Genomic DNA, 16,073 nt, shown 5'->3' on the forward strand with positions numbered 1-16,073 from the left:
TCATCGACCGCGCAGGAAAAGTTTGTCCAGGTCGTCCAGGCCCATCTGGGTCCATGTAGGACGGCCGTGGTTGCACTGGCCGCTGCGCTCGGTGTTTTCCATGTCGCGCAGCAGGGCATTCATCTCGGGAATGGCCAGGCGCCGGTTGGCGCGCACGGCGCCGTGGCAGGCCATGGTCCCGAGCAGCTCGTTGAGGTGCGCCTGGATACGGTCACTGGTGCCGTATTCCATCAGGTCGGCAAGCACATCCTGCACCAGGCGGTTGGCCTCGGCCTGCTTGAGCAAGGCCGGGATCTGGCGGATTGCCAAAGTCTCCGGGCCCAGGCGCTGCAGTTCGAAGCCCAGGCGCTGGAACCACTGCGCGTGCTCTTCGGCGCAATCGGCTTCGCGCTGGCTCAGGGCCAGGGTTTCCGGCACCAACAGCGGCTGGCCGCTAAGGCCTTCGCTGGCCATGGCCACCTTCAGCCGCTCGTACATGATGCGCTCGTGGGCGGCGTGCATGTCCACCAGCACCAGCCCGACAGCATTCTCAGCCAGGATGTAGATACCCTTGAGCTGGGCCATGGCATAGCCCAGCGGCGGGATGTCGCCCTGGCTTTCGGGTAACGCCGAAGGCGCAGCCACGCCATCGTCCATGGGTTTGTAGAATTCGCGGTAGACCGCCTGCGCTTCGGCTGCTGGCAGCGGCTGGGACGGCCGCGGGCTGTACTGGGACTGATAACCCGCGCCACTGCCACCATTGGAAATGGAAAACTGTGGTGCCCGGGGCTGCTCCAGCACCGGTGAAGCCAGGCGCATTTCACCCTGCGGGCCAAACTCGCCGGCCTGCTGGCCTGTCGGGCGGATCGCCTCAGGCAGAGCAGCAGGCGCGGCCAACTGGTCTTCCGGGCGCACATCGGCCAGGGCACGGTGCAAGGTGCCGTACAGGAAGTCGTGTACCGAGCGCCCCTCGCGGAAACGCACTTCATGCTTGGTCGGGTGCACGTTGACGTCGACGCCGTTGGGCTCCAGCTCCAGGAACAGCACGAAAGTCGGGTGCCGGCCATTGAACAGCACGTCACGGTAGGCCTGGCGCACGGCGTGGGCGACCAGCTTGTCGCGCACCGCACGGCCATTGACGAAGAAGTACTGCAGGTCGGCCTGGCTGCGCGAGAACGTCGGCAAACCTACCCAGCCCCACAGGCGCAGGCCGTTGCGCTCGACATCGATCGGTAGCGCCTGCTCCATGAAGCCCGGGCCGCAGATGGCGCCCACGCGCCGCGCACGGGCGGTTTCGTCGTGAGCTTCGTGCAGGCTGAGGATGCTCTTGCCGTTGTGACGCAGGTGGAAGCCGACATCGAAACGCGCCAGCGCCAGCCGGCGGATCACTTCCTGCAGGTGATCGAACTCGGTTTTCTCGGCCTTGAGGAACTTGCGCCGTGCCGGGGTATTGAAGAACAGGTCGCGGACTTCCACCGAAGTGCCAACCGGGTGCGCCGCCGGCTGCACCCGCGGGAGCATGTCGCGACCCTCGGTTTCCACCTGCCAGGCTTCGCTGGCACTGGCAGTGCGCGAAGTCAGGGTCAGGCGTGCCACCGAGCTGATCGAGGCCAGGGCCTCGCCACGAAAGCCCAGGCTCAATACGCCTTCAAGGTCTTCCAGCTCCCGGATCTTGCTAGTGGCGTGACGGGCCAGGGCCAATGGCAGGTCGTCGGCAGAAATACCGCTGCCATCGTCCCGCACCTTCAGCAGCTTGACGCCGCCCTGCTCCACGTCCACATCGATGCGCCGGGCGCCGGAGTCCAGGCTGTTTTCCAGCAGCTCCTTGGCCACAGATGCTGGCCGCTCGACCACTTCGCCGGCGGCAATCTGGTTGGCCAGCCGCGGGCTGAGCAACTGAATGCGCGAACCACCAGTCATTATTGCGAGGCCAGGGTGGTGGCGGGTACATCGAGGCGCTGGCCAACCTTCAGCTCATCGGTCTTGAGGCTGTTGGTGCTGCGCAGGCTGGCCACGCTGACCTGGTAGCGCACGGCGAGCATCGCCAGGGTTTCGCCAGGGCGAACCGTGTGTTCGCGCGGGCCAGCGGCAATCTTGCCGGTGTCACGCAGCCAGGCGATGTAGGTGCCTGGTGGCGGGTTCTGCTGGAAGAACTGACGCACACCGGTATGGATCGAGCGGGCCAGCGCCTGTTGATGGCTGCGCGTGGCCAGCTTGGCCGCCTCGTTGGCATTCGAGATAAACCCGGTTTCGACCAGGATCGATGGGATATCCGGCGATTTCAGCACCATGAAGCCTGCCTGCTCCACGCGCTGCTTGTGCAGCGAGGTGATGCGACCCATGTTGCCCAGCACCTTTTGCCCGACGTTCAGGCTGGAGCTGAGCGTGGCGGTCATCGACAGGTCGAGCAGCACGCCCGCAAGCATGCGGTCCTTGTCGTCGAGGCTGACGTTGCCGGCACCACCGATCAAGTCGGAACGGTTTTCCGTGTCTGCCAGCCAGCGCGCTGTCTCGGAGGTGGCCCCGCGGTCGGACAGGGCGAACACCGAAGCACCAAATGCAGCTTTCGATGGCGCTGCGTCGGCGTGGATCGAGACGAACAGGTCGGCGCCCTTCTTGCGGGCAATCTCGGTGCGTTTGCGCAGCGGGATGAAGTAGTCACCGGTACGGGTCAGCTCGGCGCGGAAGCCCTTTTCGCTGTTGATCTGGCGCTGCAGTTCCTGGGCAATCTGCAGCACGATGTCTTTTTCATGCTGGCCGCGCGAGCCGGACGCCCCCGGGTCTTCACCACCGTGACCGGCATCGATGGCGACAACGATGTCACGCTTGCCGCTTGGCACCGGTGGCAGCTTGATGGCTGGCTGGGCCGGCGACACAGGCACGGCAGGCGTGGTCGCGGGCGTTTGCACCGGGGCCGGCGCCGGAGCAGGCGCAGTGGCCGCGATTGCATCGGCCTCCTGATCGTACAGGTCGACCACCAGGCGGTTGCCGTACTGGGCGTTGGGCGCCAGCGTGAAGCTTTTCGGGGTGACCGACTTTTTCAGGTCGACCACCACGCGCAGGTCGGTCGGCGTGCGCTGTGCCGAACGCACGCTGCTGATCGGCGTGTTGGAGGTGGCCACGTTCAGCGGCGCGGCCAAGGTCGCACCATTGATGTCGATGACCAGGCGATCGGGCGCGCTCAAGGTGAAGACGCTGTGCTGCACGGGGCCAGACAGGTCGAAGACCAGCCGCGTGTTGTCTGGCGCGCGCCACAGGCGCATGCTCTTGACTTGAGTGACGGCCAGAGCGTCAACGGTCACCGTTGTCAGCAGCAGCCCAACGATCGCGACCAGTGCGCGTATGCGCATACCTACCCCACTTACTGTTTATAGTGTTCGGCCAGTGCCACGCACCAGGCCTCGCCGCGAGCCCCCTGCGGCGAAAGGTTCAGCGAGCGTCCGCCCGCTTGGGGGCTTATGGTAATGGTCAGGTCAGGCTTTGGCAAAACGCCCGCACCGTTTTGTGGCCACTCGAACAGGCACAACGGGTCGCCCTCGAAATAGTCACGAATGCCCATGTACTCCAGCTCCTCCGGATCGACCAGGCGATACAGGTCGAAGTGAAAAGCTCGGACCTCGCCAATCTCGTAGGGTTCGACCACGGTGAAGGTCGGGCTTTTCACTGCACCAGTATGGCCCAGGCCGCGGATCAGGCCACGCGACAGCGTGGTTTTGCCTGCCCCCAGGTCGCCTTCAAGAAAAATCACACCGCGACCGCCGGTCACCTCGGCCATTTTTGCACCGAAGGCAACCGTGGCCGCTTCATCGGCCAGAAACAGATTTAAGCCAGACACGCAGAATGCTCCTCCAACAACTCACGAATGACCGGCGCCAGATCACTGGCTGCCAGGCCTCTACCTTTTACCCCCAGGCGCTCACCGGCACAGGCGTGCAGCCAGGTGCCCAGGCAGCCAGCATTCCAGGCGTCCAGCCCCTGGGCCAATAGTGCCGCCAGCAGGCCGGTCAGCACATCGCCCAGGCCGGCGCCGGCCATCGCTGGGTGGCCGCGCTCGCACAGCATCAACTGGCCGCCCGGGTCTGCCACCAGCGTACCCGCGCCCTTGAGCACGCAGACACTGTTGTAACGGCGCGCCAGCTTACGTGCCGCCCCCGGGCGGTCGGCCTGCACCGCCTCGGTGGAAATGCCCAGCAGCCGCGCCGCCTCGCCCGGGTGCGGGGTAAGGATGCTGCCACTGGGCAGGGCCAACGGGGTACGCGCCAGCAGGTTCAGGGCATCGGCGTCCCACACCTGCGGCCGCTCGGCGTTGGCCACTGCCGACAACAGGCTACGGCCCCACGCCGCCTGCCCAAGGCCGGGGCCTACCACCAGCACCGTGGCGCGTTCGAGCACGCCCATCAGCTGGTTGGCCGAACTGGCACCCAGGCACATGACCTCGGGCAACCGCGCCAGGCTGGCGGCCACGTGCTCGGGCCGGGTTGCCACGCTTACCAGCCCGGCACCGCAACGCAGGGCGGCTTCGGCGCTGAGCAGCACAGCGCCGCCGGTGCCGAGATCGCCACCGACCACCAGCACGTGGCCAAAGTCGCCTTTATGGGCATGCGCATGCCGTGCCGGCAGGTGCGCGACGGTCACGCTGCTGAGCAGTTGCGGGGCATTGCCGGGGTGTTTGGTCTGCGGCATAGGTCAAAGGCTCCAATGTCTGGCAGAATTATACGCACCTGAGCCCGTATTGCCTTGCCCATCCATGTCCGCCTCAACGCCTGACCTCGCCCAACTGGCCCAATCGATCAAGATCTGGGGCCAGGAACTCGGTTTTGCCCACGTTGGCATCGCCGGGGTCGACCTTGGCGAACACGAACACCACCTGCAGCGCTGGCTCGACGCCGGCTACCAGGGCGAAATGGAGTACCTGGGCGCCCACGGCAGCAAACGCTCGCACCCCGACCAGTTGATCCCCGGTACGGTGCGCGTTGTCTCGCTGCGCATGGACTACCTGCCCGGCGACACGCAAATGGCCCAACGCCTGGCGCAGCCAGAAAAAGCCTATGTGTCGCGCTACGCCCTGGGCCGCGACTACCACAAGCTGGTGCGCAAGCGCGTGCAGTTCCTGGCCGACCGTATTCAGGAAGCCATCGGCCCGTTCGGTTACCGCGCCTTCGTCGACAGTGCCCCGGTACTGGAAAAGGCCCTGGCCGAGCAGGCCGGGCTGGGCTGGATCGGCAAGAACACCCTGCTGCTTAACCGCAAGGCCGGCAGCTACTTCTTCCTGGCCGAACTGTTTGTCGACCTGCCGTTGCCGGTGGACGAAGCCGCCACCCGTGAACATTGCGGGCGTTGCACCGCGTGCCTGGACATCTGCCCGACACAGGCGTTTGTCGGGCCTTATGTGTTGGACGCGCGGCGCTGCATCTCGTACCTGACCATCGAACTGCGCGGCCCGATCCCCGTCGAATTGCGCTCAATGATGGGCAACCGGGTTTTCGGCTGTGATGACTGCCAGATCGTCTGCCCGTGGAACCGCTTTGCCAAACACAGCCAGGAGCAGGACTTCCAGCCACGGCACGGGCTGGAGAATGCCGAGCTGGCCGAGATGTTCCTGTGGGATGAGCGCACGTTCCTGCGCAAGACCGAAGGCGGGCCGTTGCGCCGGGCGGGGTATGAGCGATGGTTGCGCAACCTGGCAGTGGGGCTGGGCAATGCGCCGTCGACCATTCCGGTGATCGAGGCGCTGAAGGCGCGGCGCGAGGATGCGTCGGAGCTGGTGCGCGAGCATGTGGAGTGGGCGCTGGCCCGGCACGGCATTGGAGTGGATGAAGGCCACTAGGTGCCTGTCTTGGCTCTTGTAGGGGCCGTGAGATCGAGCGCCGCCCGCGCGGCGCTTCGCGGGGCAAGCCCGCTCCCACATCTGTTCCGGGCCAGTCCCTCCTGTGAAGTCTCCTCTGTCCGCCTTGTTTGTTCCCTTCAAAATCGAAGGTGACACAGTTGCTTTTTATCAATCGCCAGCCAGGCACCTAGGGTGCGAGTGCGGAGGAGGCAGAAGTAACTGGCCCGAAACAGATGTGGGAGCGGGCTTGCCCCGCGAAGCGCCGCGCGGGCGGCGCTCGATCTCACAGGCGCTGCACCCCTCAAGGCGAGCGCACTTACTGCTGATCGTTATAGTGAAACTTGGGCATTTCCCAGTGGAAACGAATCGCCAGCAAGCGCACCAAAAACCCGCCAAACAAGGTCAGCAGCATGGCCTGCTCCGCCGGCACCTTGAAATACACGCAGCCCAGATAAAACCACGCGGCCGCGAACGACACGCTGGCGTACAGCTCACGGCGAAATACCAGTGGGATGTCGTTGCAGAAAATATCGCGCAAGATCCCGCCAAACACGCCGGTGATCACCCCGCTGATCGATGCCACCAGCATGCCCTGCCCCATCTCCAGCGCGGTCATGCAGCCAATCAGGGTAAACGCCACCAGCCCCAGGGCATCCAGCACCAGGAACAGTGAGCGCAGGCGGCGCATCATCGGCGCGATGAAAATGGTCAGCAGCGCGGCAAAACTGGTGAGCACCAGGTATTCCGGGTGCTTTACCCAGGTCAGCGGGTAGTGCCCGAGCAGCACGTCGCGCACCGAGCCGCCGCCCAGGGCGGTGACGCAGGCGATCAGCACCACGCCGAACCAGTCCATGCCGCGACGCCCGGCAGACAGCGCGCCAGTCATGGCTTCGGCGGTGATAGCGATGAGGTAGAGCATCAACAACATGGTGCGGGTCCGTGCGAGAAAGGCGCGCAGTCTAACCAGTTGCCCAAGGCACCAAAAGGGGGCGCAGATACAATATCTGCGCCGTTCCGGCTCACACCTTGATGAAGTGCTCGCGATAGTGGCGCAGCTCGGCGATCGATTCGCGAATGTCGTCCAGTGCCAGGTGGGTATTGCCCTTCTTGAAGCTGTCACGCACGTCCGGTGCCCAGCGCGCAGCCAGCTCCTTCAAGGTGGAGACATCCAGGTTGCGATAGTGGAAGTAGTTTTCCAGGTTGCGCATGTGGCGGTACAGGAAGCGGCGGTCCTGGCAGATGCTGTTGCCGCAGATCGGCGACTTGCCCTTTGGCACCCATTGCTCGAGGAAGGCGATGGTCTGTGCCTCGGCTTCGGCCATGCCGACCTTGCTTTCACGCACGCGCTGGGTCAGGCCCGAAGCGCCATGGGTGCGGGTGTTCCACTCATCCATGCGCGCCAGCACTTCGTCACTGTGGTGAATGGCGATCACCGGGCCTTCGGCCAGGGTGTTCAGCTGGCTGTCGGTGACGATGGTCGCCATCTCGATGATGACGTCGCTGTCCGGATCCAGGCCGGTCATTTCCAGGTCGATCCAGATCAGGTTCTGTGGGTTTTGCATGCAGGCACTCCTCATATAGGCCCTCATAGTAGCCTAGGCTCTGCGTGAAAAGCCCGGCGTGCTAAACTGCGTGCCGTTTTCAATGCCCCGCCCGGGCCACTCTCACGGTACTTTCATGGCCAAACGCCAGCTCAATCGCCGCCAGAACTGGCGGATCGAAAAAATCCAGGGTGAACGCGCCGCTCGCGCCGCCAAACGGGAGCAGCACGCGCTGCAGGAACTGGAAGGTGGTGACCTGGGGCCGGAGCAGTTGGGCCTGGTCATTGCACACTTCGGCGTGCAGGTAGAGGTTGAAGCCCAGGACGGCGAAACAGCAGGCCAGGTGTTCCGTTGCCACTTGCGCGCCAACCTGCCAGCGCTGGTTACCGGCGACCGTGTAGTGTGGCGCGCGGGTAACCAGGGCATCGGCGTAATTGTCGCGCAAATGCCGCGCAGCACCGAACTGTGCCGGCCGAACAACCATGGCCAGTTGAAGCCGGTGGCCGCCAACGTCGACCTGATCGTGATCGTCTTCGCACCGGCCCCAGAGCCGCACCCGAACCTGATCGACCGCTATCTGGTAGCAGCCGAGCACGCCGGCCTGCGCCCACTGCTGCTGCTGAACAAAGCCGACCTGATCAACGACGAAAACGGCCCTGGCCTGCATGCGCTGCTGGAGGTCTACCGCGAACTGGGCTACCCGCTGCTGGAAGTTTCGGCGCACCACGGTGACGGCATGCAACGCCTGCAGCAACAGCTGGATGGCCACATCAGCGTGTTCGTCGGCCAGTCGGGGGTGGGCAAGTCGTCGCTGGTCAACAGCTTGCTGCCAGACGCCGGCACCCGCGTCGGCGACCTGTCGGAATGGTCGGGCCAGGGCACGCACACCACCACCACAGCGCGCCTGTACCACTTCCCCAATGGCGGCGACCTGATCGACTCGCCGGGCATCCGCGAGTTCGGCCTGGGCCACGTCAGCCGCGATGACGTGGAAGACGGCTTCATCGAGTTCCGCGACCTGTTCGGCACCTGCCGCTTCCGCGACTGCAAGCATGACCGCGAACCCGGCTGTGCATTGCTCAAGGCACTGGAAGATGGCCGGATCAAGCCGCAACGCATGAACAGTTACCGTTCGATCATCGCCAGCCTGACGGAAGACAGCTACTGATTGTGCTGTAGGAATTTTTACCGAGCGGTGTAGGGCGCTTCTGGTTTTGCCGTCATCTATTGCCCGCGCCGCTCCTTTCCCTGATGGTCAGGACTTCTATCAGGGAGGGTAACCGCCATGCCGGTTCTTATCAGCTACCGCCACGAAACGCGGCTCGACGCCTTCATCATCAACGAGCGGCTGTTGCTCGAAGGCATTAGCACCCAGCTGGTACAGCTCGACTGCGACGGGCAGACCCACGACGACCTATACGGCAGTTTCTGCCAACAAATGAACGATGCCACCCACTGGATCGGGGTGCTGCCGGCCGACACCGGTGATGGCTGGTGGACCGCCTGGCTGCTGGGTACGGCGGCCATGACCTGCCGACGGGTCAGCTTCTTTTGCAAAGGGGCAGGCGAGTTGCCGGAAGGCCTGGGCCGCTGGCCGATCATGCGTGAGCGTGCGCATATCGACCTGTTCGTGCGGGGCTACCATGACGAGCGCACATTCGCGCGGGCCATGCAGCTGCCGCTGGGGCGTAGATCAAGTACAGACAGGGATAATGCAGACTTCTTTCATGCTGATCTCAAGGCCAAGATCAGGCGGGGGTTCTGAGGCAGACGCGGTCATCATGTGGCAACTGTCTTGCCTATCTCTCTTGGCCAGCACTGGTCCTTGTAGGAGCGGCCTTGTGTCGCGATGGGCTGCGCAGCAGCCCCAAGGTTTGCGCGCAGTTGCACAAATTGCCGGGGCTGCTGCGCAGCCCATCGCGACGCAAGGCCGCTCCTACAAGGGGACCGCGCGAGGCTTACTGTTCCTTGGCCTCATCCATCTTCAACGTCCCCTCCTCGAAGATGTTCAGCTTCTGGCGCAGCTCACGCGGCTGCATCGGCGCCTGATCAGCCCCGGCCGCCGGGGCTGCTGGCGCAGCGGGTGCCGCAGCCCCCGGCGCACCACCACTGGCCGGCGGTGCAGCAGGCTCGTTGGCCGGCGCCTCCGGCGTACCCTGCTCACCCTCGATGTTGCGCTGGGCCTTCTTGGTCAGCACGATGATGTCGATACGACGGTTGACCGGGTTGAACGGGTTCTTGCGGTCGAACAGCGACGACGAGGCGTAACCCACCACCCGCGCCACCTGGCCATCCGGGTAACCACCGGCTACCAGCGCACGGCGCGCGGCGTTGGCGCGGTTGGCTGACAGCTCCCAGTTGCCGAACTCGCCCGTGCCGGCATACGGCTTGGCATCGGTGTGGCCGCTGACGCTGATCTTGTTCGGCACAGCCTTGATGGTGTCGGCCATGGCCAGCAGGATATCCTCGAAGTACGGCTGCAGGCGTGCACTGCCAATGTCGAACATCGGCCGGTTCTCGGCATCCATGATCTGGATACGCAAGCCGTCCTGAGTGATCTCGAACAGGATCTGGTCCTTGAACTTCTGCAGCTGCGGGTTTTCTTCCACCTTGTTCTGCAGCTCTTGCAGCAACAACTCCAGGCGCTCACGCTCGACCTGCTCGGCCATGGTCTCGACCTGGTCCTTGTTCAGCTGCGTGGGGGACTGCTGCGTCGGCTCGGTCTTCACTTCCGGATTGATGGTTTTATCTGGCGCCATCTCCGGCGAACCGCCCAGGTCGATGACATAAGGCGTGCCACTCTCGGAAAAACCGATCGGGTCCTGGAAGTAGCCGGCAATGGCGATCTTCTGCTCTGGCGTGGCCGTGGACAACAGCCACAGCACCAGGAAGAACGCCATCATCGCCGTGGCGAAGTCGGCAAAGGCGATTTTCCAGGCGCCACCATGGTGGCCGCCGCCAAAGCGCTTTACGCGCTTGACGATAATGGGCTGGTTGTTCTCCATGACTCAGCGACCGCGAACCGCTTGTTCCAGCTCGGCGAAGCTTGGGCGGTGCTTGGGGTACAGCACCTTGCGCCCGAACTCGACCGCCAGCGAAGGCGGCATGCCCGAAGCCGAGGCCACCAGCGAGGCCTTGATCGACTCGTACAGGTTCAGCTCTTCCTTGGCGTCGTGCTCCAGGCACTTGGCCAACGGGCCGAAGAAACCGTAGGCCGCCAGGATACCGAAGAAGGTGCCGACCAGTGCCGCACCCACGTGCATGCCGATGGCCGCCTGGTCACCATCGCCCAGCGATGCCATGGTCACCACGATACCCAGCACCGCCGCGACGATACCGAAGCCGGGCATGCCGTCGGCAATGCCGGTCACCGCATGGGACGGGTGCTCAAGCTCTTCCTTCATGCTCAGCAGTTCCATGTCGAACAGGCCTTCGAGCTCGTGCGGGGCCATGTTGCCGGTGGACATGATGCGCAGGTAGTCGCAGACGAACGCGGTCATGCGCTCATCGGCCAGTACCGTCGGGTACTTGGCGAAGATCGGGCTGGCTGCAGCGTCTTCGATGTCGGCCTCGATGGCCATCATGCCTTCGCGACGGCTCTTGTTGAGGATCTCGTACACCAGGCCCAGCACTTCCAGGTAAAAGCCATGACTGAAGCGCGAGCCGAACATCTTCATCGACTTTTTGATGACGTGCATGGTCATGTAGCCAGGGTTGGCCTGCAGGAATGCACCGAAGGCCGCACCGCCGATAATCAGTACTTCGAACGGCTGGATCAGCGCCGCGATCTTGCCGTGGGAAAGCACGTAGCCGCCGAGCACGCTCGCGAATACGACGATGATGCCGATAATTTTAGCCATAGGTTCAAAGCACTTGCTGTCGTGGTCAGGGGATGAGACGAGAGCTTTAAAACTCTTCTTCTACTTATCGGCAGAACTGCGCCAGACTATAGCCACATAATGCGAAAAGCCAGTTCGGACTGATGTCAAAATGCCAATTGAAACCAAGGTGCCCGCTCAGGCTCCGCGTACGCTAGAGGCCTGGGTCAAGCTGCTCGAGAGTGTTCGCATCCCCGTTCCGAAGCACAGCTACGACCGGGTCATGGCCGCCATCCACGATAGCCGCCGCTCGCTGCGTGACATCGCCGAACTGATGCAGGATAGCCCGGCCCTGGTGCTGTCGGTGATGCGCGAAGCCAATCACCCCACCAATGCCAGCCTGGCCGAGCCGGCCGAAAGCCTGGAGGTTGCCCTCAACCGCCTGGGCCTGGAGCGCAGCGAACAGCTGCTCAAGCGCCTGCCAGCGTTGCCCGCCGACGAAATTCCGCCGGTACTCAGCCAGTTCCAGCTGATCAGCCAGCATGCCTCGCAGCAGGCCAGCGGCCTGTTCGCCAGCCGCCTGGCGCGGCTGTGGCAGGAGATTCACTGGGGCAGCCTGCTGTTCCTGTCGCCACTCTGGCCACTGGCCCTCGCCTACCCCAAGCTGCTCGATACGTGGGAATTGCGGGTTATCCACAAGGGTGAAGATGCCGCCCAGGTCGAGGAAGAACTGTTTGGCGTGCGCATCATGGCGCTGTGCCAGACCATGGCCGAGTACTGGCGCCTGCCGCAATGGGTCACCCAGGGTTACCGCCTGCTGCTGGAAGAGCGCGAGCAACTGGCCCAGGTGCTGAGCATCGCCCGTGACGAAGACCTGCTTAGCCAGCAACACCGCCTGGATGCCGAACCCGGCCTGCGCCGCTGGTTCAACCAGCCGGCCAATACCGTGCTACTGGCCAACAACCTGGCCCTGGCGGCGCAGGTTGGCTGGGACAACCCGCACTTGCTGCGCTGGCAACTGCTGACCGCACTGTACCTGCAGACTTCGCTGGAAGATGTGCAGCAACAGATGCACCAGCAGGCTGCGGCCAGCGCCCGTCGCCATGCCCGACATGCCCTGTTCCACCCGGCCGAGGCGTTGATCTGGCCGTGGCACCAACGCCGCCCGCACCCGGACATGCTGGCCCCGCCACCACCCAGCAGCGATGAGCTGGCACGCTGGCGCACGCTGTGCCAGGACCTGCTGGCGCAACCCAGCCCGTTCACTAACACCGTGCACTTGGCTACCCAGGCCCGTGAGGCCCTGCTGGCCTGCGGCATGCAACGCATCATGCTGCTGAGCCTGGACAAGGCCAGTGACTACCTGCGCGTACAGCAGGTCGCCGGCCTGCCCAAGGAAGCCGGAGCCCTGGCCCTGCAGGTGTCGCAGAACAAACTGCTGCAAAAGCTGCTGAGCCAGGCCGGGCAACTGCGCATCACCCCGGAAAACCACAGCCAGTTTTCGGCCCTGCTGCCCGCCCCGCTCCGCGCGCTGTTCCGCAGCGAACATGTGCTGCTACGCTCGCTGGCAGTGAACGACCAGGTGCTGATGGTGCTGGTGGCCGACCAGGGCTGCCGGCCGTTGGCCGAAATCAGCGTGCAGGCTTTCGGCAAGACCGCGCAGTGCATCGAGCGGGCCCTGTCAGTGTTTGCCAACCGCAAGGGCTGAGCCTTGCGCTACAATCGCCCCTCTTTCCACACTGGAGACCGTGGATGACTGACTTTTCCGGCCTGCCGCTGGTGATCGAAGCCGCAGACCTGCTGCCACGCCTGGATTCACCGCAGCTGATCCTGGTCGACCTGAGCAGTGCCAACCGCTATGTCAGCGGGCATATTCCCGGCGCGCACTTTGTCGAAGGCAAGCGTACCCAGCTCGGTCAGCCCCCCGCCCCCGGCCTGCTGCCGGCCCTGGGCGAGCTGGAAAAACTGTTCAGCGAACTCGGCCACCGCGATGATGCCGTGTACGTGGTGTACGACGATGAAGGCGGCGGCTGGGCCGGGCGCTTCATCTGGCTGCTCGACGTGATTGGCCACAAGCACTATCACTACCTCAATGGCGGCATCCAGGCCTGGCCGGCCGACAAGCTGGCCACCGAAGTACCTGCCAGCGGCAGCGCCCCGGTGTACCTGCACATCGACAGCGCCCCCACGGCCACCCGCGAGTACCTGCAAAGCCGCCTGGGCGCCGATGACCTGGTCATCTGGGACGCCCGTGGCCCGCAGGAATTCAACGGCGAGAAAGTGCTGGCAGCCAAAGGCGGCCACATCCCCGGCGCAGTCAACTTCGAGTGGACCGCCGGCATGGACCTCAACGACCACCTGCGCATTCGCCAGGACATCGCCGAAGTCCTGCAGAAACTGGGCATCACCCCCGACAAGGAAGTGATCACCCACTGCCAGACCCATCGCCGCTCCGGTTTCACTTACCTGGTGGCCAAAGCCCTCGGCTACCCACGCGTCAAGGCCTACGCCGGCTCGTGGAGCGAATGGGGCAACCACCCGGACACGCCTGTAGAAGTCTAAGGAACCCGCATGAAATCCCGTCTGTTCATCATCAGTCAGTACCTGCTGCCGCACCACCTGCTGTCGCGGCTGGCCGGCTGCGTCGCCGAGTGCCGTGTGCGCTGGTTCAAGAATGCCTTCACCGCCTGGTTCGCCAAGCGCTACCAGGTGAACATGAGCGAAGCACTGGTCGAAGACCTGAGCGCCTATGAACACTTCAACGCGTTCTTCACTCGCGCCCTGAAGCCAGGTGCCCGCCCGCTGGACGAAACCCCGGGCGCCATCCTGTGCCCCGCCGACGGTGCCGTCAGCCAGCTCGGCCCGATTGAGCACGGCCGCATCTTCCAGGCCAAAGGCCACGGCTACAGCGCGCAGGAACTGCTGGGTGGTGACCCGGCCATGGCTGCGCCGTTCATGGGCGGCGAATTCGCCACCATCTACCTGTCGCCCAAGGACTACCACCGCGTGCACATGCCGCTGGCCGGTACCCTGCGTGAAATGGTCTACGTGCCGGGCCGGCTGTTCTCGGTCAACCAGACCACTGCAGAGAACGTTCCCGAGCTGTTCGCCCGTAACGAGCGCGTGGTCTGCCTGTTTGATACCGAGCGCGGGCCGATGGCCGTGGTGCTGGTGGGTGCCATGATCGTTGCTTCGATCGAGACCGTGTGGGCCGGCCTGGTGACGCCGCCCAAGCGTGAGCTGAAGACCTTCCGTTACGACGAAGCCAGCCGTACGCCGATCCACCTGGAGAAAGGTGCCGAGCTGGGCCGCTTCAAGCTGGGTTCGACGGCTATCGTGCTGTTCGGACCGGAGCAGGTTAAGTGGGCTGAAAGCCTGGGTGCCGGGTCTGCGGTGCGCATGGGGCAGCAACTGGCGGCGCCTGTGCAGGCTTGATTGCCTGATAGAACTTGGGGCCGCTTTGCGGCCCTATCGCGACACAAGGCCGCTCCTACAGGACAGCGCAGTATTTGAAACTGCGAAAATCCTGTAGGAGCGGCCTTGTGTCGCGATGGGCTGCAAAGCAGCCCCAGATTCCCGAATCAGCCGCGCGCGTCGCGGTCACGCAGGCCCAGCAGGTACAGCACGCCATCCAGCCCCAGGGTGGAAATCGCCTGCTTGGCCGATTGACGCACCAGCGGCTTGGCACGGAACGCCACACCCAGGCCGGCCAGCGACAGCATCGGCAGGTCGTTGGCACCATCACCTACGGCAATGGTCTGTTCCAGCTGCAAGCCTTCTTCGCTGGCCAGCTTCTGCAACAGTTCGGCCTTGCGCTGCGCGTCGACGATCGGCTCTACCGCCACGCCGGTCACCTTGCCATCGACCACTTCCAGCTCGTTGGCGAACACGTAGTCGATACCCAGGCGCGCCTGCACCTGGCGGGCAAAATAGGTAAAGCCACCCGACAGGATCGCGGTCTTGTAACCCAGGCGCTTGAGTTCGGCGAACAGGTTTTCGGCGCCCTCGGTCAGGCGCAGCGAGGCGCCGATCTCGTCCAGCACGCCAACATCCAGGCCCTTGAGCAGCGCCATGCGCTCCTTGAAGCTGGCGCGGAAGTCCAGCTCGCCACGCATCGCACGCTCGGTGATCGCCGCCACCTGCTCACCCACGCCAGCCGCCTTGGCCAGCTCGTCGATGACTTCGGCCTCGATCAGCGTCGAGTCCATGTCGAACACCGCCAGGCGGCGGTTGCGGCGGAACAGATCGTCCTTCTGGAAGGCAATGTCCACGCTCAGTTCTTCAGCCAAGGCGAAGAAATCGGCACGCAGCGCCTGGGCATCGCTTGGCAGGCCACGCACGGAGATCTCGACCGCCGCCTTGCCCTTGTCGATTTCGGCGCCCAGCGCCACCCGGGCCGACAGCCGCTCGATACGCTCGATGGTCAGGCCATACTGGCTGATCACCGCACTCACCCGCTGCAGTTGCACAGGGGTGATCTTGCGGCTCAGCAGGGTGACGATATGGCGCGCCTCGCCGTGGCCATCAGCCCAGTGCTGGTAGTCTGCCTCGGAAATCGGCGTATAACGGGCCTGCAGGTTCAGTTCGTGGGCCTTGGCCTGCACGCTTTGCAGCAGCGCGGTGGCCACTTCGTTGTCCGGGATATCGACCAGGATGCCGAACGACAAGGTGCCGTGCATGACCGCCAGGCCAATGTCGAGGATACTCACACCGCCCTGCAGCAGGACGCCGGTGATAGCCGCAGTGAGACCGGGACGGTCCTCACCGGTGATGTTGATCAGGACGATTTCGCGCACAACCTGGCTCCGACTTCGATGAAAAATGCGCATTCTACCGATTTTCCATGACCATCGGGCGCCAACGATACTTTGCCGACAAAACCCGGGTCGCTATACTCCCCCCACTTTC

At 64.2% G+C, this 16,073-nt stretch carries 15 protein-coding genes; 6 read left to right on the plus strand and 9 right to left on the minus strand.

Annotated elements, in window-relative coordinates; genetic code table 11:
• The 4 genes from mutL to ACIP02_RS00340 are packed head-to-tail and all read right to left on the minus strand — an operon-like array spanning position 1 to position 4,662.
• The gene (mutL, locus tag ACIP02_RS00325) at positions 1–1,899 is read right to left on the minus strand and encodes a DNA mismatch repair endonuclease MutL (RefSeq protein WP_400612115.1); all 1,899 of its coding nucleotides are present in this window, start codon (positions 1,897–1,899) and stop codon (positions 1–3) included.
• Positions 1,899–3,329 carry an N-acetylmuramoyl-L-alanine amidase gene (locus ACIP02_RS00330; RefSeq protein ID WP_400612117.1) on the minus strand — a complete coding sequence of 477 codons (1,431 nt, stop codon included), beginning with the start codon at positions 3,327–3,329 and terminating at the stop codon, positions 1,899–1,901. Before ACIP02_RS00330 ends, mutL begins: the two co-directional genes overlap by 1 nt.
• A gap of 11 nt (positions 3,330–3,340) precedes the next feature.
• A complete protein-coding gene (gene tsaE, locus ACIP02_RS00335; RefSeq protein WP_400612119.1) occupies positions 3,341–3,814 on the minus strand; it encodes a tRNA (adenosine(37)-N6)-threonylcarbamoyltransferase complex ATPase subunit type 1 TsaE in 474 nt (157 codons plus the stop codon).
• Complete coding sequence (locus ACIP02_RS00340; protein WP_400612121.1) at positions 3,802–4,662, minus strand: NAD(P)H-hydrate dehydratase; 861 nt, start codon at positions 4,660–4,662, stop codon at positions 3,802–3,804. The genes tsaE and ACIP02_RS00340 overlap by 13 nt, the downstream gene beginning before the upstream one ends.
• A 64-nt stretch (positions 4,663–4,726) precedes the next feature.
• Here ACIP02_RS00340 and queG point away from each other — a divergent pair, with 64 nt between their 5' ends.
• A complete protein-coding gene (queG, locus tag ACIP02_RS00345) occupies positions 4,727–5,806 on the plus strand; it encodes a tRNA epoxyqueuosine(34) reductase QueG (RefSeq protein ID WP_400612123.1) in 1,080 nt (359 codons plus the stop codon).
• Positions 5,807–6,122: 316 nt separating this feature from the next.
• Here the strand turns inward: queG and ACIP02_RS00350 are convergent, their stop codons facing one another.
• Together ACIP02_RS00350 and orn are read right to left on the minus strand one after the other, a co-directional pair.
• Entirely contained in the window at positions 6,123–6,734 is a 612-nt protein-coding gene (locus ACIP02_RS00350) for a trimeric intracellular cation channel family protein (protein ID WP_003249516.1), read from the minus strand.
• Between the two features lie 91 nt (positions 6,735–6,825).
• Positions 6,826–7,368: an oligoribonuclease gene (orn, locus tag ACIP02_RS00355; RefSeq protein ID WP_114170571.1), complete on the minus strand. Its 543-nt coding sequence runs from the start codon at positions 7,366–7,368 to the stop codon at positions 6,826–6,828.
• A gap of 115 nt (positions 7,369–7,483) precedes the next feature.
• On the opposite strand from orn, the gene rsgA reads away from it, so the two are divergent.
• Together rsgA and ACIP02_RS00365 are read left to right on the plus strand one after the other, a co-directional pair.
• A complete protein-coding gene (gene rsgA, locus ACIP02_RS00360) occupies positions 7,484–8,515 on the plus strand; it encodes a small ribosomal subunit biogenesis GTPase RsgA (protein ID WP_400612126.1) in 1,032 nt (343 codons plus the stop codon).
• Between the two features lie 117 nt (positions 8,516–8,632).
• Positions 8,633–9,112 (plus strand): molecular chaperone Tir, encoded by a 480-nt coding sequence (locus ACIP02_RS00365; protein ID WP_400612128.1) that lies wholly within the window; start codon positions 8,633–8,635, stop codon positions 9,110–9,112.
• 193 nt (positions 9,113–9,305) lie between these two features.
• Here the strand turns inward: ACIP02_RS00365 and motB are convergent, their stop codons facing one another.
• Positions 9,306–10,352: a flagellar motor protein MotB gene (gene motB / locus ACIP02_RS00370; protein WP_400612130.1), complete on the minus strand. Its 1,047-nt coding sequence runs from the start codon at positions 10,350–10,352 to the stop codon at positions 9,306–9,308.
• Between the two features lie 3 nt (positions 10,353–10,355).
• Entirely contained in the window at positions 10,356–11,207 is an 852-nt protein-coding gene (gene motA, locus ACIP02_RS00375) for a flagellar motor stator protein MotA (RefSeq protein ID WP_400612132.1), read from the minus strand.
• 130 nt (positions 11,208–11,337) lie between these two features.
• On the opposite strand from motA, the gene ACIP02_RS00380 reads away from it, so the two are divergent.
• From ACIP02_RS00380 to asd, 3 genes are read left to right on the plus strand one after another with little or no spacing between them, the layout of a single operon-like run.
• On the plus strand, positions 11,338–12,873 hold the full coding sequence (locus ACIP02_RS00380) for an HDOD domain-containing protein (protein WP_400612134.1): 1,536 nt from the start codon (positions 11,338–11,340) through the stop codon (positions 12,871–12,873).
• 44 nt (positions 12,874–12,917) lie between these two features.
• A complete protein-coding gene (locus tag ACIP02_RS00385; protein ID WP_400612136.1) occupies positions 12,918–13,727 on the plus strand; it encodes a rhodanese-like domain-containing protein in 810 nt (269 codons plus the stop codon).
• A 9-nt stretch (positions 13,728–13,736) separates the two neighbouring features.
• Positions 13,737–14,600, plus strand: a complete 864-nt coding sequence (asd, locus tag ACIP02_RS00390) for an archaetidylserine decarboxylase (RefSeq protein ID WP_400612138.1) — start codon at positions 13,737–13,739, stop codon at positions 14,598–14,600.
• A gap of 146 nt (positions 14,601–14,746) precedes the next feature.
• On the opposite strand, the gene serB is transcribed toward asd, so the two are convergent.
• The gene (serB, locus tag ACIP02_RS00395; protein ID WP_400612140.1) at positions 14,747–15,961 is read right to left on the minus strand and encodes a phosphoserine phosphatase SerB; all 1,215 of its coding nucleotides are present in this window, start codon (positions 15,959–15,961) and stop codon (positions 14,747–14,749) included.
• Positions 15,962–16,073: the final 112 nt, after the last annotated feature.

The sequence above is a fragment of the Pseudomonas sp. NPDC089408 genome (assembly GCF_044749445.1).
Taxonomy (GTDB): Bacteria; Pseudomonadota; Gammaproteobacteria; order Pseudomonadales; family Pseudomonadaceae; genus Aquipseudomonas.

Coding starts and splice junctions, on each gene's coding strand:
- mutL (WP_400612115.1), bottom strand. CDS start 1,899: ATGACTGGTGGTTCGCGCATTCAGTTGCTCAGCCCGCGGCTGGCCAAC.
- ACIP02_RS00330 (WP_400612117.1), bottom strand. CDS start 3,329: ATGCGCATACGCGCACTGGTCGCGATCGTTGGGCTGCTGCTGACAACG.
- ACIP02_RS00340 (WP_400612121.1), bottom strand. CDS start 4,662: ATGCCGCAGACCAAACACCCCGGCAATGCCCCGCAACTGCTCAGCAGC.
- queG (WP_400612123.1), top strand. CDS start 4,727: ATGTCCGCCTCAACGCCTGACCTCGCCCAACTGGCCCAATCGATCAAG.
- ACIP02_RS00350 (WP_003249516.1), bottom strand. CDS start 6,734: ATGTTGTTGATGCTCTACCTCATCGCTATCACCGCCGAAGCCATGACT.
- orn (WP_114170571.1), bottom strand. CDS start 7,368: ATGCAAAACCCACAGAACCTGATCTGGATCGACCTGGAAATGACCGGC.
- rsgA (WP_400612126.1), top strand. CDS start 7,484: ATGGCCAAACGCCAGCTCAATCGCCGCCAGAACTGGCGGATCGAAAAA.
- ACIP02_RS00365 (WP_400612128.1), top strand. CDS start 8,633: ATGCCGGTTCTTATCAGCTACCGCCACGAAACGCGGCTCGACGCCTTC.
- motB (WP_400612130.1), bottom strand. CDS start 10,352: ATGGAGAACAACCAGCCCATTATCGTCAAGCGCGTAAAGCGCTTTGGC.
- motA (WP_400612132.1), bottom strand. CDS start 11,207: ATGGCTAAAATTATCGGCATCATCGTCGTATTCGCGAGCGTGCTCGGC.
- ACIP02_RS00380 (WP_400612134.1), top strand. CDS start 11,338: ATGCCAATTGAAACCAAGGTGCCCGCTCAGGCTCCGCGTACGCTAGAG.
- ACIP02_RS00385 (WP_400612136.1), top strand. CDS start 12,918: ATGACTGACTTTTCCGGCCTGCCGCTGGTGATCGAAGCCGCAGACCTG.
- asd (WP_400612138.1), top strand. CDS start 13,737: ATGAAATCCCGTCTGTTCATCATCAGTCAGTACCTGCTGCCGCACCAC.